General features: G+C 63.6%; 16 protein-coding genes and 1 pseudogene. 7 read left to right on the top strand and 10 right to left on the bottom strand.

Going from position 1 to position 24045, the window contains the following annotated elements; translation table 11 throughout:
- Positions 1-62: 62 nt before the first annotated feature.
- Complete coding sequence (locus P3C39_RS09460; RefSeq protein WP_275953491.1) at positions 63-1637, top strand: alkaline phosphatase; 1575 nt, start codon at positions 63-65, stop codon at positions 1635-1637.
- 46 nt (positions 1638-1683) lie between these two features.
- Here the strand turns inward: P3C39_RS09460 and P3C39_RS09455 are convergent, their stop codons facing one another.
- A complete protein-coding gene (locus P3C39_RS09455) occupies positions 1684-1965 on the bottom strand; it encodes a hypothetical protein (RefSeq protein WP_224618852.1) in 282 nt (93 codons plus the stop codon).
- Between the two features lie 197 nt (positions 1966-2162).
- Here P3C39_RS09455 and typA point away from each other — a divergent pair, with 197 nt between their 5' ends.
- Entirely contained in the window at positions 2163-3992 is a 1830-nt protein-coding gene (typA, locus tag P3C39_RS09450) for a translational GTPase TypA (RefSeq protein ID WP_275953494.1), read from the top strand.
- A gap of 60 nt (positions 3993-4052) precedes the next feature.
- Here the strand turns inward: typA and P3C39_RS09445 are convergent, their stop codons facing one another.
- The gene (locus tag P3C39_RS09445) at positions 4053-4679 is read right to left on the bottom strand and encodes a DUF1062 domain-containing protein (RefSeq protein ID WP_275953495.1); all 627 of its coding nucleotides are present in this window, start codon (positions 4677-4679) and stop codon (positions 4053-4055) included.
- A gap of 394 nt (positions 4680-5073) precedes the next feature.
- Between P3C39_RS09445 and P3C39_RS09440 the strand changes: the two genes are divergently transcribed.
- The gene (locus P3C39_RS09440) at positions 5074-5688 is read left to right on the top strand and encodes a LysE family translocator (RefSeq protein WP_275953496.1); all 615 of its coding nucleotides are present in this window, start codon (positions 5074-5076) and stop codon (positions 5686-5688) included.
- A gap of 9 nt (positions 5689-5697) precedes the next feature.
- Here the strand turns inward: P3C39_RS09440 and P3C39_RS09435 are convergent, their stop codons facing one another.
- Together P3C39_RS09435 and P3C39_RS09430 are read right to left on the bottom strand one after the other, a co-directional pair.
- The gene (locus P3C39_RS09435; protein WP_013529006.1) at positions 5698-6021 is read right to left on the bottom strand and encodes a hypothetical protein; all 324 of its coding nucleotides are present in this window, start codon (positions 6019-6021) and stop codon (positions 5698-5700) included.
- Positions 6022-6159: 138 nt separating this feature from the next.
- A complete protein-coding gene (locus tag P3C39_RS09430) occupies positions 6160-6723 on the bottom strand; it encodes a peroxidase-related enzyme (protein ID WP_063169467.1) in 564 nt (187 codons plus the stop codon).
- A 136-nt stretch (positions 6724-6859) separates the two neighbouring features.
- On the opposite strand from P3C39_RS09430, the gene P3C39_RS09425 reads away from it, so the two are divergent.
- The gene (locus P3C39_RS09425) at positions 6860-11674 is read left to right on the top strand and encodes an NAD-glutamate dehydrogenase (protein WP_275953497.1); all 4815 of its coding nucleotides are present in this window, start codon (positions 6860-6862) and stop codon (positions 11672-11674) included.
- Positions 11675-11754: 80 nt separating this feature from the next.
- Here P3C39_RS09425 and P3C39_RS09420 read toward each other — a convergent pair.
- A pseudogene (locus P3C39_RS09420) lies at positions 11755-13898 on the bottom strand (TonB-dependent siderophore receptor).
- A gap of 354 nt (positions 13899-14252) precedes the next feature.
- On the opposite strand from P3C39_RS09420, the gene P3C39_RS09415 reads away from it, so the two are divergent.
- Positions 14253-15629 (top strand): MFS transporter, encoded by a 1377-nt coding sequence (locus tag P3C39_RS09415; RefSeq protein ID WP_013529010.1) that lies wholly within the window; start codon positions 14253-14255, stop codon positions 15627-15629.
- Positions 15630-15879: 250 nt separating this feature from the next.
- Here the strand turns inward: P3C39_RS09415 and purH are convergent, their stop codons facing one another.
- From purH to htpX, 4 genes are all read right to left on the bottom strand, one after another.
- Positions 15880-17496 carry a bifunctional phosphoribosylaminoimidazolecarboxamide formyltransferase/IMP cyclohydrolase gene (gene purH, locus P3C39_RS09410; RefSeq protein ID WP_275953498.1) on the bottom strand — a complete coding sequence of 539 codons (1617 nt, stop codon included), beginning with the start codon at positions 17494-17496 and terminating at the stop codon, positions 15880-15882.
- 86 nt (positions 17497-17582) lie between these two features.
- The gene (locus tag P3C39_RS09405; RefSeq protein WP_013529012.1) at positions 17583-19307 is read right to left on the bottom strand and encodes a heparinase II/III family protein; all 1725 of its coding nucleotides are present in this window, start codon (positions 19305-19307) and stop codon (positions 17583-17585) included.
- Between the two features lie 146 nt (positions 19308-19453).
- Positions 19454-20881, bottom strand: coding sequence for an RsmB/NOP family class I SAM-dependent RNA methyltransferase (locus P3C39_RS09400; protein ID WP_224618842.1), 1428 nt, complete (start codon positions 20879-20881; stop codon positions 19454-19456).
- A complete protein-coding gene (gene htpX / locus P3C39_RS09395; protein ID WP_024504208.1) occupies positions 20839-21858 on the bottom strand; it encodes a zinc metalloprotease HtpX in 1020 nt (339 codons plus the stop codon). Before htpX ends, P3C39_RS09400 begins: the two co-directional genes overlap by 43 nt.
- 105 nt (positions 21859-21963) lie before the next feature.
- Between htpX and P3C39_RS09390 the strand changes: the two genes are divergently transcribed.
- On the top strand, positions 21964-22185 hold the full coding sequence (locus P3C39_RS09390) for a DUF1674 domain-containing protein (protein ID WP_024504209.1): 222 nt from the start codon (positions 21964-21966) through the stop codon (positions 22183-22185).
- 7 nt (positions 22186-22192) lie between these two features.
- On the opposite strand, the gene P3C39_RS09385 is transcribed toward P3C39_RS09390, so the two are convergent.
- Positions 22193-22858, bottom strand: coding sequence for an HAD-IA family hydrolase (locus P3C39_RS09385; protein WP_063169463.1), 666 nt, complete (start codon positions 22856-22858; stop codon positions 22193-22195).
- 164 nt (positions 22859-23022) lie between these two features.
- Between P3C39_RS09385 and P3C39_RS09380 the strand changes: the two genes are divergently transcribed.
- Complete coding sequence (locus tag P3C39_RS09380) at positions 23023-23892, top strand: transglutaminase family protein (RefSeq protein WP_013529017.1); 870 nt, start codon at positions 23023-23025, stop codon at positions 23890-23892.
- The last annotated feature ends 153 nt before the right edge of the window (positions 23893-24045 follow it).

The following is a 24045-nucleotide window of genomic DNA, read 5'->3' as shown; positions in this document are numbered from 1 at the left end:
ATGTCCCTGAAACATTGACGCTGGATTTTGGTGGCACCGTTCAAGCCATCCAGGAGACAGCCGTGAACAAGCTTTCGATGACTCGCCGCGCTTTCGTCACCTCCGCCAGCGCCGTTGGCCTGGCCGGCGTCTCGAGCCTGGCGCTGCCCTACTATTCGCGCGCCAGTCAGCGGCCGGCCTTCACCCATGGCGTCCAGTCCGGCGATGTCGACGCAACCAGCGGCATGGTGTGGACGCGCACCGATCGCCCGTCGCGCGTCATGTTCGAAGTGTCGTCGACGGAGAATTTCGCCAATGCGACACGCCTGGCGCCGCTCGATACGTCGCCGGCCAGCGACTACACCGTCAAGCGGCTGCTCACCGACCTCGCTTCGGACCAGGATATCTTCTATCGCATGACGGCAGCCGATCTCGCCGACATCAACGCCGTTTCCGAGCCGATCACCGGGCGCTTCAGGACGGCGCCGGCCTCGAAGCGCGACATCCGCTTTGCCTGGTCGGGCGACACCGCCGGCCAGGGCTGGGGCATCGATGAGACCGGCATGAAGACCTACGCCACGATCGGCAAGCACACGCCCGACTTCTTCCTGCATTCGGGCGACACCATCTATGCCGACGGCGCCATGAAGGACGAGGTCGACCTGCCCGGCGGCGGCAAGTGGAAGAACGTCGTGCTGATCGACGGCAAGCGCAAGGTTGCCGAGACGCTGGACGAATACCGGGACCAGTGGAAGTACAACATGATGGACAGGAACGTGCTCGGCCTCAGCGCCATCTGCCCGACTTTCTACCAGTGGGACGACCATGAAGTCCTGAACAACTGGTCGGATTCGAAGGATCTCAGCGCCGACAGCCGCTATACGGAAAAATCCATCCACGTGCTGGCGGCCCGTGCGGCGCGGGCTTTCCACGAGATGACGACGATCCGCTACGAACCTTCCGAGCCCGGCCGCGTGTATCGCAAGATCGCCTACGGGCCGCTGCTCGACGTGTTCTTCCTCGACATGCGTTCCTATCGCGGCTCCAATGGTCCCGACATGCAGGATGAGATGACGCCGCAATCGCGCATGCTCGGCGAACAGCAGACGAAATGGCTGAAGCGCGAACTGGCGAATTCGAAGGCGACCTGGAAAATCATCGCCGCCGACATGCCGCTCGGCCTCGTCGTCTGGGACGACGGCACCAAGAAGGTTGGTGCCGAAGCAGTCAGCAATGGCGACAATGGCTTGCCAAAAGGGCGTGAGCTCGAGATCGCCGACCTGCTGCGCTTCATCAAGAATGCCGGCATCAGCAACACCGTCTGGCTCACCGCCGACGTGCATTACACGGCCGCGCATTATTACAACCCAGACAAGGCGCAGTTCCAGGATTTCAATCCGTTCTGGGAATTCGTTTCGGGTCCGATCCATGCCGGAACGTTCGGGCCGAACGATTTCGACATGACGTTCGGTCCGGAGCTGAAGTTCATCAAGGCGCCGACCGCCGAACAGGGACAGAACCTGCCGCCCTCGGCAGGTCTGCAATTCTTCGGGCTGGTCGATATTTCAGGCGCCAGCGAGCAGATGACGGTGCGGCTGATGGATCGTGACGACAACGAACTCTACAAGGTGACGCTCGACCCGGTGCGGTCGGCATAAGCGCGCGCTGATGGAAAGGTGTCGCGCGTCTAGGGCGCGCGATGTCTTAGTCCGGGTAGCAGACCATAGGGATATTCGGCCAGACGGCGCTGTCGCAGTTGGCGGCGTCCTGCCGCTGCTTGAAGGCGGCGCTAACCGGGCCGGTCACCACCGGGTCGACGCCGTCGGGCGCGTCGGCGAAAATCTGCTCGGCCGACTGTGCCTCTGACGGCAAGGCAGGCCGTGATTCCTTCGTCGTCGCGGCCGACTGCGCGGCGTTGGCCGCCAGCAGGACGGCGAAGGCAACAGAGGCGATGAGCGGCCAGAATCGGTTGAGTTTATCGGTCATGACGTTCGAACTGCCCGGGCCCCGAGGGGTTCCCGCCTTGGTTAACAAAATCATCTCACACGCAGATGCTTAAGATTTGATGAGTATTTGGTGACGCGCCTCCTCTTTCGCAACTGCGAAAAACCCTGTATGAGCCGCGCAACCGAAAGAGGCAGCGCCTTTTGGCCTGCTGCCTGCAACGCTTCCGAGACCAGAACATGAAAATCCGTAATATCGCGATCATCGCGCACGTCGACCATGGAAAGACCACCCTGGTCGACCAGCTTTTGAAGCAGTCCGGCTCCTTCCGAGACAATCAGCGCGTGGCCGAGCGCGCCATGGATTCCAACGACCTCGAAAAGGAGCGCGGCATCACCATCCTGGCCAAAGCGACCTCGGTCGACTGGAAGGATACCCGCATCAACATCGTCGACACCCCCGGCCACGCCGATTTCGGTGGCGAGGTCGAACGCATCCTGTCGATGGTGGACTCAGCCATCGTGCTGGTCGATGCCGCCGAAGGGCCGATGCCGCAGACCAAATTCGTCGTCGGCAAGGCGCTCAAGGTCGGCCTGAAGCCGATCGTCGTCATCAACAAGATCGATCGCCCGGACGCCCGTCATGTCGAGGTGGTCAACGAGGTGTTCGACCTTTTCGCAGCGCTCGACGCCACCGACGAGCAGCTCGACTTCCCGATTCTGTACGGCTCAGGCCGCGATGGCTGGGTTTCGGAAAATCCGGAAGGACCGAAGGACCAGCAGTTGGCGCCGCTGTTCGACCTCGTCATCAAGCATGTGCCGGAGCCGACCGTTCATCCCGGTCCGTTCCGCATGATCGGCACCATCCTGGAAGCCAATCCGTTTCTCGGCCGCATCATCACCGGCCGCATCGAGAGCGGCACGCTGAAGGCCAACCAGCCGGTCAAGGTGCTGCACCATGACGGTACCCAGATCGAAACCGGCCGTATTTCCAAGATCCTGGCCTTCCGCGGCCTTGAGCGCCAGCCGATCGAAGAAGCGCAGGCGGGCGACATCGTCGCCATTGCCGGCTTGTCGAAGGGCACCGTCGCCGACACGTTCTGCGACCCGAGCGTGAGCGAACCGCTGCATGCGCAGCCGATCGATCCGCCGACCGTGACCATGTCGTTCCTGGTCAACGACAGTCCGCTGGCCGGCACCGAAGGCGACAAGGTGACCAGCCGCGTCATCCGCGACCGCCTGCTGCGCGAAGCCGAAGGCAATGTCGCGCTGAAGATCGAGGAATCGCCTGACAAGGATTCGTTCTTCGTCTCCGGCCGCGGCGAATTGCAGCTGGCCGTGCTGATCGAGACGATGCGGCGCGAAGGCTTTGAAATCGCCGTGTCGCGTCCGCGCGTCGTCATGCAGAAGGGCGAGAATGGCGAATTGCTGGAGCCGGTCGAAGAAGTCGTCATCGACGTCGACGAGGAGCATGCCGGCGTCGTCGTGCAGAAGATGTCCGAGCGCAAGGCCGAGATGGTCGAACTGCGCCCATCCGGCGGCAATCGTCAGCGCATTGTCTTCCATGCGCCGACCCGTGGCCTGATCGGCTACCAGTCGGAGCTTTTGACCGACACGCGCGGCACCGCCGTGATGAACCGGCTTTTCCATGCCTATGAGCTCTACAAGGGCGAGCTGCCAGGCCGCACCAATGGCGTGCTGATTTCCAACGAACAGGGCGAATCGGTCGCCTACGCCATGTGGAACCTGGAAGATCGCGGCCCGATGGTCATCGATCCGGGCGTCAAGGTGTATCAGGGCATGATCATCGGCATCCATAGCCGCGACAATGACCTTGAAGTGAACGTGCTCAAGGGCAAGAAGCTGACCAACATCCGTGCCGCCGGCAAGGACGAGGCGGTCAAGCTGACCCCGCCGATCCGCATGACGCTGGAACGCGCGCTGGCCTGGATCCAGGACGACGAGCTGGTCGAAGTGACGCCGAAGACCATTCGACTGCGCAAGCTCTATCTCGATCCGAACGAGCGCAAGCGGTTCGAGAAGTCGTCCAAGGTGGTCGGCGCGGCGTAAGCTCTCTGTTTTCCGATAATCGAGAGGGGCGGAGCAACCAGTGTTCCGCCCCTTTTTCGTTCATCCACCGGCAGCCGCGATGATGGCCTGCCGATCGGCCTCGCCGGCCAGATCGATGCAGATCGTGTTTCCCGCACGGGCCGGCTTGCGCAGGGCCTTTGCTCCATCCGGGTCAACGATGAGCAGCCGCTTCTCCTCCAGCGCCTGAAGCCGTGATCGCGAGATGCAGAGTTCGCTTGCGAGCAGCCGGTCGAGCCGCAGCGATGTCGGCATTTCGAGCCCGAGCTGGAGTTCCAACACGGTCGCGGCTTCCCTGGTGTCGCCGAGCCTGCGCTTGTGAACGCTGACATCGGAGAACTCCTCGACGCGCCCGATCCGGTTGCGCAACGCCACCGCATCGAAGGCATGACGGTGAGCGAGTGCAGGATCGTTGCTTTCGAGCGCCGCCAGCAGCGCCGGGTCGATGTCGCGGCGGTTGCAGCGTTCGAAAATGCCGAAATTCCAGGAATTGTCGCAGTCGATGCAGCGATAGATCAGCCACACGTCGATGCGTTTGCCATTGGCGTTGACGCGGAACTTTCCGCTGCTGCAATAGGCCCTCACGGTGCCGCAGCGGTTGCAATTGATGAGCGGTCGAGGTGCGGTCTTGGGCGCGATTGCCCAGTGGATACGCAGAAGTCCAGACATGCCGATAAGCCCTTCCCGTCGGGAAGTTCATCAGGCCGGCGATGTCGAGATGCCCATGCGGGCGCGGCGTGGCGGTCGCTTGCTATGATCGGAAATCGGATGTCACGGGCGGCAGCGCGCAACAACGGTTCAGCAGTGCCAAACCGGTCTCGAACCGCCGCCCAGAAGAACACATGAAAATGAAAACAGATACCGCAAATGCGGTGTCATGCAGTGTGTCGGGGGAGTTGGCGAGACCGGCGGTTACGTAGGCAAAGTGAAGCTCAAAATTGTTTCGCGATGGCCTTTCTAGCCGCGACATGCCGGACCGACAAGGGTCTTTTGTCGGTGCTACCGCAGCCGAGCCACTTGCGTTAATATCCGAAATCGAAGGTTTTCAACCAGAGACCCGGTTATGCACCCCACCTCGCTCCTGATTTTCGCCGCCGCTCTGTTCGTTGCCGCGGGCTCGCCTGGGCCATCGATCGCGGCGCTTGTCGCCCGCGTCATCTCGAAAGGGTTTCGCGACGTGTTCCCGTTTCTGCTCGCCATGTGGATCGGCGAGGGCATCTGGCTATCGCTGGCGGTGTTCGGGCTGGCTGTCGTGGCGCAGACCTTCCATTTCGCCTTCGTCGTGGTGAAATGGGTCGGCGTTGCCTATCTCGCTTACCTCGCCTGGAAGATGTGGACCGCGCCTGTCGATGCAAAAGAGGGCGAGATGCCGCGCGAGGATTCGGCGATAAAACTGTTCTTCGCCGGCATGGCGGTGACGCTCGGCAATCCCAAGATCATGATGTTCTACCTGGCGCTGCTGCCGACCATCATCGACCTCGCTTCGGTCAGCATCGTCGGCTGGGTCGAGCTGACGGCGACCATGGCCGTGGTGCTGGTCGCCATCGATCTCGCCTGGGTGCTCGCCACATCACAGGCGCGCAAGCTTTTGAAGAGCAAGCGCGCCATGAAGATCGCCAATCGCATCAGCGCCACGACGATGGCCGGTGCGGCGGCCGCCATAGCGACGCGGTCCTGAGCCGGCGCGTCACATCACTTCAATGATCGGCGCGATCTCGACGCTGAAGGCCGGGTTCATCAGGATCGGGCAGTCCTTGGCCTTGGCGACGGCATCGTCGATGTCTTTCGCTTCGACGATCGTGTAGCCGGCGGCCGGATTGCTGCCGCCATTGTTCTCGACCTTGCCGCCGGGCAGCACCATCTTCGACATGCCGACCGGATTGCCGCCGTCGACCACGGCCGAGCCGAGCTTGCCGTACCAGCCGTTCCAGGCGTCCATTGCGGCCTTCCGCTCGGCCTCGTCGGTCGGCATCTTGCCCGAGCCATGATAGACGTAGAGATATTTCGCCATGTTCTCCTCCCTTGGTGAGCGGCATCGAACCGGCATGCGGTCATGCCGCCTGCCGATCATCGGACCAAACCGGCAAACAAGCAACGAGAATGCGACACTGCTAATATAACGCCCCGGTCTCGCCCCTGCCGCAATCCGTCACCTTGCCATGGCGTGGTATTCGTCGTTCGGCCGCATATCGATTGCCGCAGCCACTCGGTTCGACATGTTGAAGAAGGCAGCGGTCGAGGCGATGTCCCAGATGTCGCGATCGGTGAAGCCGGCCTGACGCAGCGCGCCCCGGTCGGCCTCGACGATCTTGGCCGGCTCTTGCGTCAGCTTGACGGCGAATTCGAGCATTGCCGTCTGCCTGGGCGAAAGATCGGCGGCGCGGAAATTCATCACCATCATTTCGCCGAGCGCCGGATCGCCGGAGAGCTGGCGCACCGCCGCGCCGTGCGCGGTCAGGCAATAGTAGCAATGATTGATCGAGGAGACGGCGACCGCGATCATTTCGCGCTCCAGCTTCGACAGGCCGGACTCACCCAGCATCAAATCGTTGTACATGTCGGTGAAGGCGCGCAGCTTCTTGTCGTCGAAGGCATAGGCCCTGAGCACGTTGGGGACGAGGCCGAGCTTCTCCTCGCATTTGGCGAAATAGGTTTTTGTCGCCTCGCTCAGCTCTCCCTGGCCAAGATCAAGCGCGCTGATTTTGCCGGTCATGGGTCATTTCTCCTCGTTGCGCGGCATCTTGTCGCCAAATTCCGATAATTCTTGGCAAGCCGTCAAACCTTTGTCGCCAAACAGCGGTCATCTGCTACCATAGTCGTAAAAGCATTCGACGGGAGGGACGTGCGTCATGGCCAGCGTGAAATCCGCGAGCAAGCCGAAGAAAAAAGCCACGGCAGCGCTTAAAGCGGAGGAAAGGCCAGCCAGGCTTGCAGACTATCTGCTCGCCCGCGCGCCAGCTGAAGACATTGCTCCCTACGATGTGGCCGACCTGGAGCGGGCTGCCGATCTCGCCGGCCAGGCAGTCGCCACTCACAGGAAAGGCGAGTGCGTCGTCGCCGTCGATGCCGATTCGGGCGTTGTGCGAGACGGCCGCCCGATGACGGTTGTCACGGTCGTCAACGACAACATGCCGTTCCTGTTCGATTCCATCCTCGGCGAGATCACCGAGACATCGGGCGAACCGACCCTGGTCACCCATCCGGTTATCGTGGTGCGCCACGGCAAGGGCGGCGTGGAAGAAATCCTCGGCGACGGCAATTTCGCCAAGGACGATGGCAGCCACGACCGGCTGAGCGTCATCCATGTCCACATCCCGCGGCTGACATCCGAGCAGGCGAGCGGATTGAGCGAGCGGCTGCGCAAGATCCTTGGCCAGGTTCATGCCGCCGTTCACGACTGGAGGCCAATGCTGGCCCGCCTCGATCAGGCGATCTCGGAATTCCGCTATACGGCCGTGCCGCTCGACAAGAAGAGCGTTGCCGAGGCTCTCGCCTTCCTGGAGTGGCTGCGCGACGACAATTTCACCTTCCTTGGCATGCGCGAGTTCAAATACACCGGCGGCGAGGAAAGCGGCACGCTGGAGCGCGCTGAAAAGCCTGGCCTTGGCATCCTGTCCGATCCCGACGTGCTGGTGCTCAGGCGCGGCACCGAAGCGGTAACGACGACGCCGGAGATCCGCGCCTTCCTGCATGGGCCGGAGCCGCTGATCGTCACCAAGGCCAATGCCAAGTCGTCCGTGCACCGCCGCATCTATCTCGATTACATCGGCATCAAGACCTACACCGCCAAGGGTACGCTCGCGGGCGAATTGCGCATCGTCGGCCTGTTCACCTCGACCGCCTACACGCGCTCGGTGATGAAGATCCCGTATCTGAGGTCAAAAGCCGAAACCATCATCGCCAAGTCCGGCTTCGACCGGCACGATCATTCCGGCAAAGCGCTGATCAACGTGCTGGAAAGCTATCCGCGCGACGAGCTGTTCCAGGTGCCGGTGCCGATCCTGCGCAAACATGCCGCCGCCATTCTGGGCCTGGTCGAGCGGCCACGCGTGCGGGCGCTGGTGCGCGCCGACCAGTTCGACCGTTTCGTGTCGATCCTCGTCTTCGTGCCGCGCGACCGTTACGACAGCGTCGTGCGCGAGAAGATTGGCTCCTATCTGAAAACCGTATTCGAAGGCCGGCTGTCGGCCTACTACCCGGCCTTTCCCGAGGGCGGGCTGGCGCGCGTGCACTTCATCATCGGCCGCTCCGGCGGCAAGACGCCGAAGGTCGAGCAAGCGACGATAGAGGCGGCGATCCGCGACATCGTGCGTACCTGGGAGGACGCCCTTTCCGATGCGGCCGAGGCCAGTGGCGGCGACCAGGCTTTGAAGGCGATCGCCGCGCGGCTGCCGGAAAGCTACCGCGATTCGTTCAGCGCGGCGGTGGCGCTGGCCGATGCCGGGCGCATTGCCAAGATCAGCGCCGGCAATCCGATCGCCATCGACTATTATCGCCATGCCGAGCAGAAGCCGCACCAGGCATCGCTGAAAATCTATCACCATGGCAGCCCGGTGGCGCTGTCGCGCCGCGTGCCGGTGCTGGAAAACATCGGCTTCCGCGTCATCAGCGAGCGCACTTTCGAGGTCGGCGACGACCAGGTCGGCACGATCAATAGTGATCGGCCCGGCTTAGTCTTTATTCATGACATGGAGCTTGAGAACAGCTACGGCCAGCCGATCGACCTGACCGATGGCGGCGCGCTGTTCGAAGATGCGTTCCTCTCCGTCTGGCGCGGCGACGTCGATAATGACGGCTATAACGGCCTCGCCCAGACCGCCGGCCTGTGGTCTGGCGAGATCACCATCCTGCGCGCCTATGGCCGTTATCTGCAGCAGGTCGGCATTCCGCAAAGCCAGGATTTCATCGCCGCCGCGCTCAACCGCTATCCCGACATAGCGCGTGGCCTGCATGCGCTGTTCATCGCCCGGCTTGGTCCGACAGCCGAGAACGAAGGCGTGGTGGCCGCAAAGCATCTCAAGGCCAAGATCAAGGATGCGTTGGAGGATGTGCCGAACATCGACGACGACACCATCATCCGGCGCTACCTCAATCTGATCGAAGCCACGCTGCGCACCAATCATTTCGTTGCCGATACGAAAGAAAAGGGCCAGTCGCTGGCGATCAAGCTGGACTCGCACGCGGTCGAGGGCTTGCCGGCGCCGCGGCCGTGGCGGGAGATCTTCGTCTACGGCTCCGAGGTCGAAGGTCTGCATCTGCGCTTCGGTCCGGTGGCGCGCGGCGGCCTGCGCTGGTCCGACCGCGCCCAGGACTACCGCACCGAGGTGCTCGGCCTGGTCAAGGCACAGCAGGTCAAGAATGCCGTCATCGTGCCGGTGGGCGCCAAGGGGGGCTTCTATCCGAAGAAGCTGCCGATGAGCGCCGGCCGCGACGCGATCTTCGAGGCCGGTACTTCGGCCTACAAGAACTTCGTCTCCAGCCTGCTGTCGATCACCGACAATATCGGCCTCGACGGCGTCATCCCGCCGGCCGGCGTTATCAGACGCGACCCGGACGATCCGTATTTCGTCGTTGCCGCCGACAAGGGCACGGCGACCTTCTCCGATACCGCTAACGCGATCTCGGAGAAGCACGGCTTCTGGCTCGACGACGCCTTCGCCAGCGGCGGCTCGGCCGGCTATGACCACAAGAAGATGGGCATCACCGCCAAGGGCGCCTGGGAAGCGGTCAAGCGGCATTTCCGCGAGATCAACCGCGACATCCAGACCTCGTCCTTCACCGTCGTTGGGGTCGGCGACATGTCAGGCGACGTGTTCGGCAACGGCATGCTTTTGTCGCCGAAAACCCGGCTGATCGCGGCCTTCGACCATCGCGACATCTTCATCGATCCCGATCCCGACATGGCAGCCTCGATGGCCGAGCGCGAGCGCATGTTCGCGCTGCCGCGTTCGAGCTGGCAGGACTACGACAAGACGAAACTGTCGGAAGGCGGCATCATCGTCTCGCGCAACCAGAAATCGATCACCTTGCCGGCGGCGGCGGCGGCGGCGATCGGCCTGGCCAAGACCACCGCCACGCCGGTCGAGATCATGACCGCCATCCTCAAGGCGCCGGTCGATCTCCTCTGGTTCGGCGGCATCGGCACGTATCTCAGGGCATCGACCGAGACCAATGCCGAGGTCGGCGACCGCGCCAACGATGCCATTCGCATCACCGCGCTCGACGTCCGGGCGAAAGTGATCGGCGAGGGCGCCAATCTCGGCGTCACGCAGCGGGCGCGCATCGAGTTCGGCATGAATGGCGGCCGCTGCAACTCCGACGCCATCGACAATTCGGGCGGCGTCAACTGCTCCGACGTCGAGGTCAACATCAAGATCGCGCTGGCTTCCGCCATGCGCAAGGGGTCGTTGACACGCCCGGCACGCAACAAGCTGCTGGCCGAGATGACCGAGGAGGTCGGCTCGCTGGTGCTGTCCAACAACTACCAGCAGACGCTGGCGCTTTCGATCGCCCGCAAGCGCGGCCTTGCCGACATCGCGCATCAGAGCCGTTTCATGACGGCGCTGGAGGCGCGCGGCCTGCTCGACCGTGCCGTCGAGACGCTGCCGTCGCCGGCAGCGCTGGCCGAGCGCGAAGCGCGTGGCGAACCGCTGACCAGAGCGGAACTCGGCGTGCTGCTCGCCTATGCCAAGATTGTGCTGTTTTCCGACATCGTCGCCAGCGACGTGCCTGATGACGCGCATTTCGACCGCGACCTGATGGGCTATTTCCCCGACCGGATGGCGAAGAAATACGCCGCCGAGATCCATGGCCACAGGCTGCGCCGCGAGATCATCACACGGGTCGTCGCCAACGATCTGGTCAATCGCGGCGGCCCATCCTTCGTCAACCGGCTGCAGGAGGCCACCGGGCGCACCGCCGGCGACGTGGTGCGGACCTTCGCGGTGGTGCGTGACGGTTTTGCCTTGCCGGCGCTCTATCGCGAGATCGACGCGCTCGACAACCAGATCGACGGCCAGGTGCAGCTCGATCTCTATCAGATGGTCAGCCGGCTGATGTATGTGACCAGCGGCTGGTATCTGAAGAACGATGCCGGCACGGCACCCCTCAGCCAGCGCATTGCCGAGTTGCAGGAAGCCCGCAAGGCGCTGGAGCCCAAGCTCGTTTCGCTGCTGCCGGCCTTTTCACGCGAGCGCATCGAGGAGAAGCGGCATGGGCTGTTCAAGGCCGGCGCGCCGGAAAGCTTGGCCGGGCAGCTGGCACTGAGCGAGGTGGCGGAACTCATCCCCGACATCGCGCTGACGGCGCGCACCGCCGGCGCCGATATCGTCGCCGCGGCCAAGGCGTTCTTCGCCGTCAGCGATGCCTTCCGCATTCCGCGTGTCGAGGATGCCGCACGCTCGATCACGCCATCGGACTACTACGATCAGCTGGCGCTTTCGCGCGCCACCGACACGATCGATGCGGCACGGCGCGGCATCGCGGTGGCGGCGCTCACCGGCCACGCCAAGACGGCCGATCTGGTGGCTGCCTGGCTGGACGCCGGCGGCGAGCGGGTGGCGCGCATCCGCGAGCGGCTGCAGGCGTTGACCGAGGGCGGCGACATCACCGTGTCGCGGCTGTCGGTGGCGTCGGGGCTGATGAGCGATCTGACGGGGATGTGAACCGTCGATGATTGCCACACGCATTGTCGGGTGCGTGTGGCGCCTTTTCCAATGTTATCGGCGCTTGGCGTTCAGCAAGCTCACCAGGAATGTTTGAGGGTGCCGACGATTTTCAGCCGGTCGCCGTAGAATTCGGTCCCGTAATAGCTGGTTGTCAGATACTTCCGGTCGAACAGGTTCGTTGCGTTCAAGGCCAACGTCACGTCCTTGGTCATCTTGTAGCTAATCGCCGCATCCACCAGTGCGTAGCCGCCAATCGAAATGGTGTTCGCGTCATCCCCGTAGGTTTGTCCGATATAGCGCACGCCACCGCCGATGGTCAGGTCGCCACGCGGTCCTTCCTCGGGAAGCGTATAGTCAACCCAGGCTGACGCCAGGTGGCGAGGAACGCGCTGCGGCCGATTGCCGGCATTCCCGCCAATGCCGTCTTCCAGGATCTCGGCATCCCAGTAGGAATAGGCAAGCGTCAGGTTCAGGTTTTCCGCGATGGCGGCCTTACCCTCGAGTTCGATGCCGCGGACGCCAACCTTGCCGATCTGCTGCTGGACAACAGGCGTGACATAGGTCGGAACATTGGTTTGGGTAAGGTCGAAGACCGCGGCTGTGAACAGGCCGTCGAAGCCGTCGGGCTTGTACTTGATGCCTGCCTCATACTGTTTGCCCTCCTGAGGCTTCAACGAGCCCGAGACCGCATACCCGTTGGCGCTTGGCGACACGAGCGGCTGGAAGCTTTCCGAATAGTTGGCGTAGACCGCGAGGTTCGGCGTGAATTTGTAGGTCAGGCCGGCGCGCTTGGTGAAGGCCGATGCGGTGTCGTCGTCCTGCGTTCCCAGATCGAGATAGTCCGCCGTCGTATGGACACGGTCCCAGCGCCCGCCCAGGGTGACGATCCAGCGGTCGTCAAACGTCAATTGCTCCTGGGCATAGACACCGACCGCCTGCTGCTTGACCCGCCAGTTCACATAGGGACCGAGGTTGATGCAGGACAGACCGCAATAGGTCGGGTTGTCGATGTCGATGGGGCCGGCGGTGCCGAAGAGGATGTTTTCGCGGGTCTTGTCGTTGGCGTAGTCGACGCCGACAAGCGTCTTGCTGGCGACCCGGTCCCAGCCCGTATCGTATTGCAACTGATTGTCGAAGGCATAGCGGTTGGACAGGCCGCCGACGGAAAATGCCGTGCGGTCCGCCGTGGGGTCAAGCGACGCGCCGTAGACCTCGGCGTAGTCGAGGCTCAAATGCGTGTAGCGGGCATTGGAGCGGAAGGTGAGATTCTCGTTGAATTCATGTTCGAACTGGTAGCCGATATCGACCTGCTCGGTGTTGAAGCGGTTGAAATCCGGCTCGCCCAGGAAGGTGCCGATGTCGATATTGGCGCCGGCGGGGGTGCCGCGTGCGCCTGTGCCATCTCGCTTGTAATAGTCAGTCAGGATGGTGAGCGAGGTTCCTTCCTCGGGCTTGATGGTCAACGCGGGTGCGATGTAAAGCCGGTCGTCGTTGGAATAATCCCATCCTTGATCGCCATCCTTGGCCAGCCCGGTAAGCCGATAGGTCCACACGCCATCGGCGTCGATCGGCCGCCAAAATCAACGCCAATCTCCTTGGTGCCGTCGCCATAGGACGTGTAAATCTCCCCCTGCTTCTGGTCCAGCGGCCGCTTGGTGATGGCGTTCACCAGTCCGCCAGGACCGTTGAGACCAAATAGCGTCGATGTCGATCCCTTCAGGACCTCCACGCGCTGGAGTCCGTAAGGTTCGAGACGGCTGGCCGTGAACCAAGCGGGGATGCGCGCCGTCAGGCCGTCGCGATAGGTACCGAGCGATGTCTGGTCGAAACCGCGGATGCGAATATAGTCGTATCGGTCATCGTTGCCGAACTCGTCGGTGAGGACGCTGGATGTGTAGGCCACGGCCTGCTGGAGGCTTTCGACATGGCGCGCCTCCAGTTCCTTTTGGGTTACAACTGAAACCGAGGCGGGAACGTCGACGATCGGCATATCGGTCTTGGTGGCGGTCGCCGTATCCTTGGCGACGATCGTTTGATCGGGCCCGCCAACGCGGTCCGACTTGCCGGTGACGACGATCGTTTCCAGTTGAGTTGCATCGTCCGGCGAAACGTCCTGGGCCCGGCCGGTCCCCACCATTCCAAAAGATGCCGCTATCAAGGCACTGCTCGCAATCAATCGCCTTGCCTGAATGCGCAGCAATGCCTGTCGACCAATCGTCATCTCTTATTCCCTGTCAGACCAATTTCGAGCAATTCGGCCGGTCACCGTTCCGGCCCTGCGCGAGCGCAATTAGTCAAAGCGGACAAAAAGAGTCAATTTAATAATCAAGAAATCCACGCCGGCGACAATCGTTGCGAAGCAGGGGGTGGAGGACGGCGCCGGACCTACGGTCCGACTTCCCCCACGAGAAAAATACGGGCTTGGTTCGCGAAGCGGACGAAAGCGAGTTGCATGGCTTTCGAACAGTGAACGCCCGGCAGCGTCAAGGGTACGGCACCGAGCTTCGTTCATTGCATGAGCGCATGAAACATGCAGACATGGCGCCCGACACGGAACCGGTGCCGAGGGATCATGATGACGGTAGAGACAGTGCAGCGTGCGTCCGGGCGCGGCATCTGGGGATGGATGCTGTTCGACTGGGCGGCGCAGCCGTTCTTCACGGTCGTGACGACCTTCATCTTCGGACCTTACTTCGTCTCGCGCATGGCGAGCGATCCGGAGACCGGCCAGGCGGCCTGGGGCTACGGCATTGCCGCGGCCGGTCTTGTCATCGCCGTGCTGTCGCCTATCCTCGGCTCGATTGCCGACCAGACCGGCCCGCGCAAGCCCTGGATCGCATTCTTTGCCGCGGTCAAGGTCACCTGCCTTTGCATGCTTTGGTTCGCGGCCCCCGGTTCGAACCTTTTCCTGGTCGTGCTGTTCTTTTCGCTGGCGTCGGTCGCGGCCGAGTTTTCGACCGTGTTCAACGATTCGATGATGCCGCGCCTGGTGCCGAAGAGCGAGATCGGCCGAATCTCCAACATGGCCTGGGGCCTTGGTTATCTCGGCGGCATGATCGCGCTGATCTTCGTCGTCGCTTGCTTGGCCGGTTCGCCGGAGACCGGCAAGACGATCATCGGCACCGACCCGCTCTTTGGGCTCGACCCGAAGCTCGGCGAGGACGCGCGCGCAACCGGGCCTTTGTCAGCCGGCTGGTACTTCCTGTTCATCCTGCCGATGTTCTTTTTCACCCCCGATGCCATCAAGGGCCTGCCGATCGGCCCTGCGGTGCGAGAGGGGTTGGCGGAGCTGAAAGTGACGCTGGGCGAGGTGCGCAAGCGCAGCGGCATCTTCCGCTTCCTTGTCGCCCGCATGATCTATCAGGACGGTGTCAATGCGGTGCTGGCGCTGGGGGGCACTTTCGCAGCAGCGATGTTCCACTGGTCGATCACCGAAATCGGTATTTTCGGCATCATTCTCAATGTCGTCGCCATCTTCGGCTGCCTGGTTGCGGCCCGTCTCGACACGGCGCTTGGCTCAAAAACCATCGTCATGATCTCGCTGGTCCTGCTCAGCATCGCCACGATCGGCATCGTCTCGACCGGACCGGGCTATACTTTGTTCGGCCTCTGGATGATGCCTGGACCGGACAGTGGCGGCCTGTTCGGCACCGCAGCGGAAAAGGCCTACATCTTCTTCGGCCTGTTGATCGGTGTGGCTTTCGGGCCGGTGCAGGCGTCGTCGCGATCCTACATGGCGCGCAGCGTCACGGCGGCAGAATCCGGCCGCTATTTCGGCATTTATGCGCTGGCCGGACGGGCGACCAGTTTCCTGGCGCCGTTCATGGTCGCGTCCGTCACCCTGGCCAGCGGCTCGGCACGGCTCGGCATGGCGGTGATCGTGCTGTTCCTCGGGATCGGCATGGCGATCCTGGTCAAGACGCCCTATCCGGCGGACCGGCCGGCGGATTGAGTTCTTTCTTCCTTCTCCCCTGTGGGGTGAGCGGCCGGTTCGCGAAGCGAATTCATCGTGCCAGTGGCACGATGAAAGGCTGGCGAACGCCGGGACGCTGCGGAGCAGCGGGGACCCGGCAGGGCGGATCGTCTACCGCCCGGCCCTTCGCAGGCTCAGGGCGTTCGAAGCTCGAAAAGCCAGGCAATTGGCTTTTTCGTTCGCTGCGCGAACCGCTTCTCACCCCGCAAGGGGAGAAGGAAGAAGTGCGTCAATGCCTGAAATGCCGGACGCCCGTAAACACCATGGCGATGCCGTGCTCGTCGGCGGCGGCGATGACGTCCTTGTCGTTCATCGAGCCACCCGGCTGGATAACGGCAGTGGCGCCGGCGGCGATCGCCGACAGCAATCCGTCGGCGAAGGGGAAGAAGGCGTCGGAGGCGACGACCGAGCCCTTGGTCAGCGGTTCGGCAAGGCCGGCGGCCTCGGCGGCGTCGAGTGCCTTGCGGGCAGCGATGCGTGAGGAGTCGACCCGGCTCATCTGGCCGGCGCCGATACCGACGGTGGCGCCGTCCCTGACGTAGACGATGGCGTTGGACTTGACGTGCTTGGCGATGCGGAAGGCGAATTTCAGGTCGGCCATTTCGACCGGCGTCGGCGCCCTCTTGGTCACCACTTTCAGTTCGAGGTCGTCGACGACAGCGTTGTCCCGGCCCTGGATGAGCAGACCGCCGGCGACGGATTTGACCGTCGTGCCCGGCGTGCGCGGATCCGGCAGCCCACCGGTGACCAGCAGGCGCAAATTCTTCTTCGCCGCGACGATGGCCGCTGCCTCGTCAGTGGCGCCGGGCGCTATGATGACTTCGGTGAAGGTTTTTACGATCTCTTCCGCCGCCTCGGCGTCGAGGGTGCGGTTGACCGCGATGATGCCGCCGAAGGCCGAAACCGGGTCGCAGGCGAGCGCCTTGGCGTAGGCGGCTTTTAGCGAGGTGCCTTCGGCAACGCCGCACGGGTTGGCGTGCTTGATGATGGCGACGGCGGCGGAACGCGCCGGATCGAACTCGCCGACCAGCTCGAAGGCGGCGTCGGTGTCGTTGATGTTGTTGTAGGACAGCTGCTTGCCCTGCAACTGACGCGCCGTGGCGACGCCCGGCCGCTTGTCGCCATCGATATAGAAGCCGGCGCTCTGATGCGGGTTCTCGCCATAGCGCATCACCTCGACCAGCCTGCCGCCAAAGGCACGCCACGTCGGGTGTTCGATCTCGAGCGCTTCGGCGAACCAGCCGGAGATCGCCGCGTCATAGCTGGCGGTGCGGGCGAAGGCCTTGGCGGCCAGCTTCTTGCGGAAATCCAGCGACAGCGAGCCGATGTTCATCTCCAGCGCGTTCAGCACCGAGGCATAGTCGCCGGGATCGGTGACGATGGCGACATAGGCGTGGTTCTTGGCCGAGGCGCGGATCATGGCCGGGCCGCCAATGTCGATGTTCTCGACGATCGATGCGTAGTCGGCGCCGGAGCGGCGGACCTCCTCGAACGGATAGAGATTGGAGACGACGAGATCGATCGGCTCGATGCCGTATTTGCGCATTGCCGCTGAATGCTCCGGATCGTCGCGCACGCCAAGCAGCGCGCCATGCACGCCGGGATGCAAGGTCTTGACGCGGCCATCCATGATCTCGGGAAAGCCGGTGAGCTCGGAGACGTCGCGCACCGGAAGGCCCGCGTCAGAGATCGCCTTTGCCGTGCCGCCGGTCGAGACCAGCTCGACGCCTGCGGCTGCCAGCGCCTTGGCGAAATCGATGAGGCCGGTTCTGTCGAAAACGGAGAGCAGGGCGCGGCGCACGGGAACCAGGTCTGGTGCGGGAATGTTCTTGGCGGCGACGGCCATGGGCTGGCGGCCTTTCACGACTGGTGTGGTGGATGCCCGCGCCCGTAGCACATGCCGCCCGGAAATCAAACCGGCGGTCAGGTAGGTCAGTTGTTTTCCGGATAACCGGCGATGCTGGTGCGGGTCAGCTGCCAGTGGACTTCGGCGATTTCCGAGGCCTTGAAGGCAAGCACGATCTGGCGGCTGCGGCGCGGGCCGCCAAGACCGGCGAAATAGATCGATTCCTCGACCTCCGGCACCACTTCGGCCGATGTGAACACCCAGGTGTCGGCCTGATCGGCGGCCAGCACCAGGCGGTCATGCTCGTCCTGCAAAAGGTTGACATCGGGATGAACGTGGAAGCGGACGGTGACGAAGTCGCGGCCATTGTTGCGGATCGCGGCACTGCCGGGGCGCTGGAAGCGGTCCCGGCCGGCCAGCACATTGCCGTTCGACGACAGCTTCAGCTCGCGCTCATGCAGGAAACCAAAGCGCGCGACATAGCCGTCATGGCGGGCGATGAAACCCTGAACGCCTTTCTGATCGGTGCGCTTGCACTGCACATGCTGCGGGCCGCCGATCAACGGCGAACCGAGCAGGTCGTTGACGCGCAACGAGTGGCTGAAGCGCGCCGACGAGGTGTCGTTGATGGTGGCGGTCGAGTGCGCGGCGGTGGCGCGCGCCAGCGGCCGGAATTCAGCCGCGCCGTAGGTGTCGATGCCGGCATTGACGATGTAGTGCTGGCGCCCGGACGACAGTTCGAAGGCAAGGCAGCTGGCATGTGCGGCATTGGACACGTCGACCGGCGGCGGCGGGCCGGTGTCGGCGATGACCGTGGTGCCGCCCATAGACAGGCGCTCATAGCCGGAATGCGGCGCATGCAGCAGCGGCGCGCCAGCGGTGTCGTCGTGGCGCAGGATGGTGGCGATGCGGTCGTGGATGGTGGCGCCCATGCCGTTGAAGCGGGCGAGGCTGCCATCCTGATGGCGGAAGAAGCGCAGCGCCGGCAGCATGCGGTCGATGGCGCCGATCAGCGCCTGCGGCGGCGTTTCCGCCTGGTTGGCATAGGTCTGGCGCAGTGGCAGAAGGTCGGCGAGGATTTCCAGGACGACCATCGGATTGCGCGAAATGTGCCCGCCATCGGCGAGGATCTGGCGGTCGAGTTCCTCGGCAAGATTGCGGGTCGCGCCACGCAGCGCCGATGCCGGCGCCGGCAGGGACAAGGCAGCGAAGGCGAGCGCGATGCGGGCCCGCAGCCTGTCCTTGCCGTCGGGCATTTCGCGCGCCATCGACCTGAGGTAGCGGATCTGCATGGCAACCGATTTCAGGAAGGCGCGGTAAAATGGGAACTCGGCGCCCTGCAATACGACCGAGGAGTGCTGCAACCAGGCGATGATGCGCTTGGCCGTCGTGCCGGGCTCCCAGGCGATGCCGGAAATATGGCTGCCATGCATGGTGATCCAATCGGAGACCAGGGCGCGGGCATTGGCAGCGGCAAGCTCGGTGCCGGCGGCGCGCATATGGCGCAGCCAGCGAAAGCCGTGCAGCGTCTTCTGCCACCCGTGATTGGGCACGTTGATCTGGAAAGGCGACTTGCCGCCGGTCTCGACCAGATGCCCCGACAGGGGATAGCGGCCGTAATAGATCTCGAGTGCGATCTGCGGGTCGGCGAGGCGCAGGTCCGGCGGTGCGATCAGCACACGTTCCGGCGTGCGGCCGGAATAGCGCCAGCGATAGACAGGCCCGGCGCGCAGGCGCCGGCGCGTTTTGCGCCAGAACTCCTTCGCGACAAGCGTCCACAGACGCGTCGTGCTGCTGGCAGCCAGTGCCAAAACCCCTCCTGATGTCCTCTACCCCGGCGCCGAGTCTACATGATTGCACGATTCGTGCGAAGGCGAATTCCACGAGCCCGGGCCGGTTCACCTGCTTCTGCCCCCGGTCCTGCCTAAAAAAGGCAGCAAATCCGGCAGTTCAAGCCCTAGCCGGCTCGCCGCATGCGAGCGGCGAAGAAGCCGTCGAGGCCTGAGCGTTCCGGCGCGCCGAGGTCCAGGTCGGCGGGCGTGGTGCGCAGCGTGCCTTGCGGCGTCAGGAATGGATCGATGCCGGCGATCTCGCCTTGCAGCAGCGGATCATTGGTGATTTCAGGCGTGCCGGCGAGAAAGGCGCGACAGAGATCCTCGCCTTCGAGCGGATCGAGCGAACAGTTGGAAAAGACGATCCTGCCGCCGGGCTTCACCAGCGTCACAGTGCGGGCGAGCAGCCTGCGCTGCAGGTCGGCCAGTTTTTCGACATCGGCAGAAGTCTTGGTCCATGGCACGTCGGGGTGCCGCCGCACCGTGCCGGTCGACGAGCAGGGCGCGTCGAGGAGAACGGCGTCGAACAATTCCTTCGGCTCGAATTTGAGCAGGTCGGCCTGGACGATCTCGGCGGACAGGCCGAGGCGCTCGAGATTCTGCGTCAGCCGCGCAAGCCGGTTTTTTGACGTGTCGACGGCGGTGACCTTCGCGCCGGCAACGATCAGCTGCGCGGTCTTGCCGCCGGGCGCGGCGCAGAGATCGGCAACCCGCAATCCCGTGACATCGCCGAACAGTCGGGCGGGCAGGCTGGCCGCGGCGTCCTGGACCCACCAGGCGCCCTCGGCAAAGCCAGGCAATTCGGTGACAGGACCGACAAGATTCTCGACCCGCACCGTGCCGGTCGGCAGGACGATGCCGCCGAGTTTTTCGGCCCAGAGTCCGGGATCGGCCTTGACCGAGAAGTCGACCGGCGCCTCAACGCGGTGCGCTTCGAGGATCTGTCTGGCCTTTTCGTTGCCGTAGGTAGTCTTCAGCCTGTCGGAAAACCATTCGGGCGCCTCGTCGGTGGCGGCAAGGGCGGCAGGCAATTCCGTTTCCTTGGCCCGTGCCAGTGTGCGCAGCACGCCATTGACGAGGCCGGAGAACCGCACCGTGCGCGGATCGGACTTGGCATGGGTCACCGCAATGTCGACGGCGGCGCTGTCGGGAATATCGAGGAACAGGATCTGTGCGGCCGCCACATGCAATATGTGCGACAGCGCCGTGGCATTGGGCGGCAGCGGCTTTTCCAGGCGCCGCGCCAAGAGCCCCGATATGGTCATGCGATAGCGCAGCGCGGTGACCAGAATGGCGCGGACAAGGCCGCGATCGCGCAAATCGAGCGCCTTGTATTGCGGGTGGCCGTTCTCGTGATCGGTCAGCCCGTCAAGCGGTGTCCTGGCATCGATGACGGCGGCCAGCAGGCGGGCCGCTGCCTTGCGCGCGGCGAGACCGGCGACGAAGTCGCCGCCGTCCCTGTGTTCCTGATCACCTGAAACCGTGCGTCGAGGTCCTCTGTCCGCCACGCTCACGACCACCGGCCCCTGGGCCCGGTCGGATTGCGACCCCATGGGTTGGATTTGGGCTTGGCGGGCTCCGCCGGCTGCTCGGGCCGTGCTGTCTGATCCCACGGGCCGGATGGCCGCAGTTCGTCCGCCTGGCGTGGCGTTGGGGCCTGGCGCGGTGCAGCCCGGGTTTCGCTGCCGGCCATGTCGCGCGCCATCGCCTGCAAGGCTGCAATGCGGTTCTCAGTGGCGGGGTGGGTGGAGAACAGGCTGTCCATGCGCTCGCCGTGAAGGGGATTGATGATGAAGAGATGCGCGGTCGCGGGATTGCGCTCGGCATCGGGGTTGCGGATGCGTTCGGCGCCGCGGGCGATCTTGTCAAGCGCCGATGCCAGCCAGAGCGGGTGTCCACAGATTTCGGCGCCACGTCGGTCGGCCTCGTATTCGCGGGTGCGGCTGACCGCCATCTGCACGACCATCGCGGCAAAGGGCGCTACGATCATCGCCGCCAGCACGCCGACAAAGCCGAACGGATTGTTGTCGCGATTGCCACTGAAAAAGAAGGCGAAATTGCCGAGCATCGAAATGGCACCGGCAAAGGTGGCGACGATCGTCATGGTCAGCGTGTCGCGGTGCTGCACATGGGCGAGTTCGTGCGCCATGACGGCTGCGACCTCTTCAGGCGTCAGCGCCTGCAACAGGCCGGTGGAGGCAGCGACCGCCGCGTTCTGCGGGTTGCGGCCGGTGGCAAAGGCGTTCGGCTGCGGATTGTCGATCAGGTAGGTCTTCGGCATGGGCAGGCCGGCCTGTTTGGCGAGCGACTGGACGATGGCGTAATATTCGGGCGCGTTCTTCTCGTCGACCTCGACGGCACGGTTCATCGACAGCACCATCTTGTCGGCATTCCAGTAGCTGAACAGATTGGTGCCGGCGGCGATCAGCAGCGCGATCATCATGCCGCCGGTTCCGCCGATCAAAAAGCCGACGCCCATGAACAGCGCGGTCATCGCGGCAAGAAGCATGGCGGTGCGAAGTGTGTTCATCGTCTGCTCCTGTCCAGGTGATAGCGAAAAGGGGTCGATCCGCTTCGTCTCATCGCTATATGATGGGAAACACCAGTTCCCGTTTCAATCCGCTGGAAATATCGCATGAACGACGAAGCCAGTAAAACCGATGCCGAGCTTGCCCATGATGTCGAGCCAAAGGCGCTGACGCCGGAAGCCAGACGTGCGCTCGCGGAAGCCGAAGCAAGGCGTGTAAAGTACCTGGAAAAGGAAGCCTCGGCGCCGAAGGAAATCGGCGGCCGCGGCGGCAAGGAGCCCGGCCGCTACGGCGACTGGGAGGTAAAGGGCCTGACCAGCGATTTCTAGACGCGGCCTAGGCGGCGTTGCGCTGCGGCTCGAGCGCGATCCAGCCACGCTCGTCGACGGTGATGCCCACCATGTCGTAGCCCGCGATCGCGGCGTGTTGCGTTGGCAAGGGGTGCTTGTGCGTGGCGCTGATGACCATGACCGCCGCGCCCGCCGCTTCGGCTGCCGCTATGCCGGCCGGGGCATCCTCGAACACGAGGCAGTCGCGCGCGTCGAAGCCGAGCCGTTCCGCGCCAAGCCGGAAGCAATCGGGCGCCGGCTTGCCGCGGGAGACATCTTCCGCTGCGACGATGACGGCCGGGACGGGGATGCCCGCGGCCTTCATGCGCAACAGCGCCAGCTCACGTGGGGCGGAGGTTACGATCGCCCAGCGTTCGGGCGGCAGCGAATCGAGAAATGCCACGGCGCCGGCGATCTGGATAATGCCTTCGAGATCGGCCGCCTCGGCCTTCAGCAGCAGATCAGCCTCGTGTGCCGGGTCGACGCCCGGCAGCGCCAGGCCGGTGATGGTCTCGATCGCGCGTACGCCATGGATCGTCGGCAGGAAGGCAGCGACGTCGAGGCCCTGGCGGCGTGCCCAATCGCTCCACACCCGTTCCGCCGAGGCGATGGAATTGATGAGCGTGCCGTCCATGTCGAAGAGGAAGGCCGCGAATTTTCTGCTTGAATACATGATTTTCCTTGAGTCCGGGGAGCGCTGGTGGGGTTGCCGAACCTAACGTCTCGACCGCGGCAGGGGAAGACACGGGTGGGCTTTTCGATCGGCCCAGGGAACCACGGTATCCTCCGGGCGTTTGGGAAGGACTGCTTCTCACAAGATCGAAGGGGGGACCAACGATGCTGATCCGGCTCGGCTATGAAATCGCCATCGAATGCGTAGCCGCCACGCCGGTGATTTCAGTGCTCGAGATCCATCGGGACAGGCAGGCTGATATCAAGCGGCAGACGCGGGTGCTGACCTCGCCCGCGGTGCCGACAAGGCTGTACCACGATCTGCATGGCAATGCCTGCCGGCGCTTCACAGCGCCCGCCGGTGGTTTTCGCATCCTGTACGACGCGGTCGTCGAGGACAGCGGCGAGACGGACGAGGTAAACACCCTGGCCAGGGAAGTGCCGGTGGCGGACCTGCCGGACGAAGTTCTCGGTTATCTCCTGGGCAGCCGCTATTGCGAGACGGATCATCTGAGCAGCCTGGCCTGGCAGCTCTTCGGCGACATTCCGTCCGGCTGGGCGCGCGTGCAGGCGATCGTCGACTATGTCCACAACCGGCTGTCGTTCGGCTATGGCTATGCGCGCTCGACCCGCACGGCGGCTCAGGCGCATGAGGAACGCGTCGGGGTCTGCCGCGACTTCGCTCATCTGGCGATCACGCTTTGCCGCTGCATGAATATTCCGGCACGCTATGTGAACGGCTATCTCGGTGATATCGGCGTGCCAGCCGATCCGGCACCGATGGACTTTTCGGCGTGGCTGGAAGTGTTCCTCGACGGCAAATGGTACACGTTCGATCCTCGCCACAACACGCCAAGAATCGGCCGCATCGTCATCGCCCGCGGCCGCGACGCCACCGACGTGCCGCTGCTGCATAGTTTCGGCGCCCACCGGCTCAGCCTGTTCAAGGTATGGACCTATGAACAGGAAGGCAATCTGTTCAACCCGCCCTACCACGGTATCGACAGGACCGTCGGCGCACAGATGCTGGCCTAAAGGTATGTCGATTCAGGTGAGGCCGGTCTGCAAATGACGGCTTTCTGAGCTTCCGGTGCTCACGGACCAAATGTCCGCTCCGCTCCGGTTCTCGAAAGCCATCATTTTCGACTTGGCCTTACCTGAATCTCAACACCCTCTTGAGGCGCGGCC

It is taken from the genome of Mesorhizobium sp. XAP4 (assembly GCF_029269325.1).
GTDB classification, from domain to species: domain Bacteria; phylum Pseudomonadota; class Alphaproteobacteria; order Rhizobiales; family Rhizobiaceae; genus Mesorhizobium; species Mesorhizobium ciceri.
This window is presented reverse-complemented; position numbering and strand designations above follow the sequence as displayed.

Excerpts from the sequence above, each read along its gene's own strand:
- P3C39_RS09445 (WP_275953495.1), bottom strand. The coding sequence starts at position 4,679 with ATGTCTGGACTTCTGCGTATCCACTGGGCAATCGCGCCCAAGACCGCA.
- P3C39_RS09415 (WP_013529010.1), top strand. The coding sequence starts at position 14,253 with ATGACGGTAGAGACAGTGCAGCGTGCGTCCGGGCGCGGCATCTGGGGA.
- P3C39_RS09455 (WP_224618852.1), bottom strand. The coding sequence starts at position 1,965 with ATGACCGATAAACTCAACCGATTCTGGCCGCTCATCGCCTCTGTTGCC.
- P3C39_RS09380 (WP_013529017.1), top strand. The coding sequence starts at position 23,023 with ATGCTGATCCGGCTCGGCTATGAAATCGCCATCGAATGCGTAGCCGCC.
- P3C39_RS09425 (WP_275953497.1), top strand. The coding sequence starts at position 6,860 with ATGGCCAGCGTGAAATCCGCGAGCAAGCCGAAGAAAAAAGCCACGGCA.
- P3C39_RS09435 (WP_013529006.1), bottom strand. The coding sequence starts at position 6,021 with ATGGCGAAATATCTCTACGTCTATCATGGCTCGGGCAAGATGCCGACC.
- typA (WP_275953494.1), top strand. The coding sequence starts at position 2,163 with ATGAAAATCCGTAATATCGCGATCATCGCGCACGTCGACCATGGAAAG.
- P3C39_RS09400 (WP_224618842.1), bottom strand. The coding sequence starts at position 20,881 with ATGGGGTCGCAATCCGACCGGGCCCAGGGGCCGGTGGTCGTGAGCGTG.
- P3C39_RS09390 (WP_024504209.1), top strand. The coding sequence starts at position 21,964 with ATGAACGACGAAGCCAGTAAAACCGATGCCGAGCTTGCCCATGATGTC.
- P3C39_RS09440 (WP_275953496.1), top strand. The coding sequence starts at position 5,074 with ATGCACCCCACCTCGCTCCTGATTTTCGCCGCCGCTCTGTTCGTTGCC.
- P3C39_RS09385 (WP_063169463.1), bottom strand. The coding sequence starts at position 22,858 with ATGTATTCAAGCAGAAAATTCGCGGCCTTCCTCTTCGACATGGACGGC.
- P3C39_RS09430 (WP_063169467.1), bottom strand. The coding sequence starts at position 6,723 with ATGACCGGCAAAATCAGCGCGCTTGATCTTGGCCAGGGAGAGCTGAGC.
- htpX (WP_024504208.1), bottom strand. The coding sequence starts at position 21,858 with ATGAACACACTTCGCACCGCCATGCTTCTTGCCGCGATGACCGCGCTG.
- purH (WP_275953498.1), bottom strand. The coding sequence starts at position 17,496 with ATGGCCGTCGCCGCCAAGAACATTCCCGCACCAGACCTGGTTCCCGTG.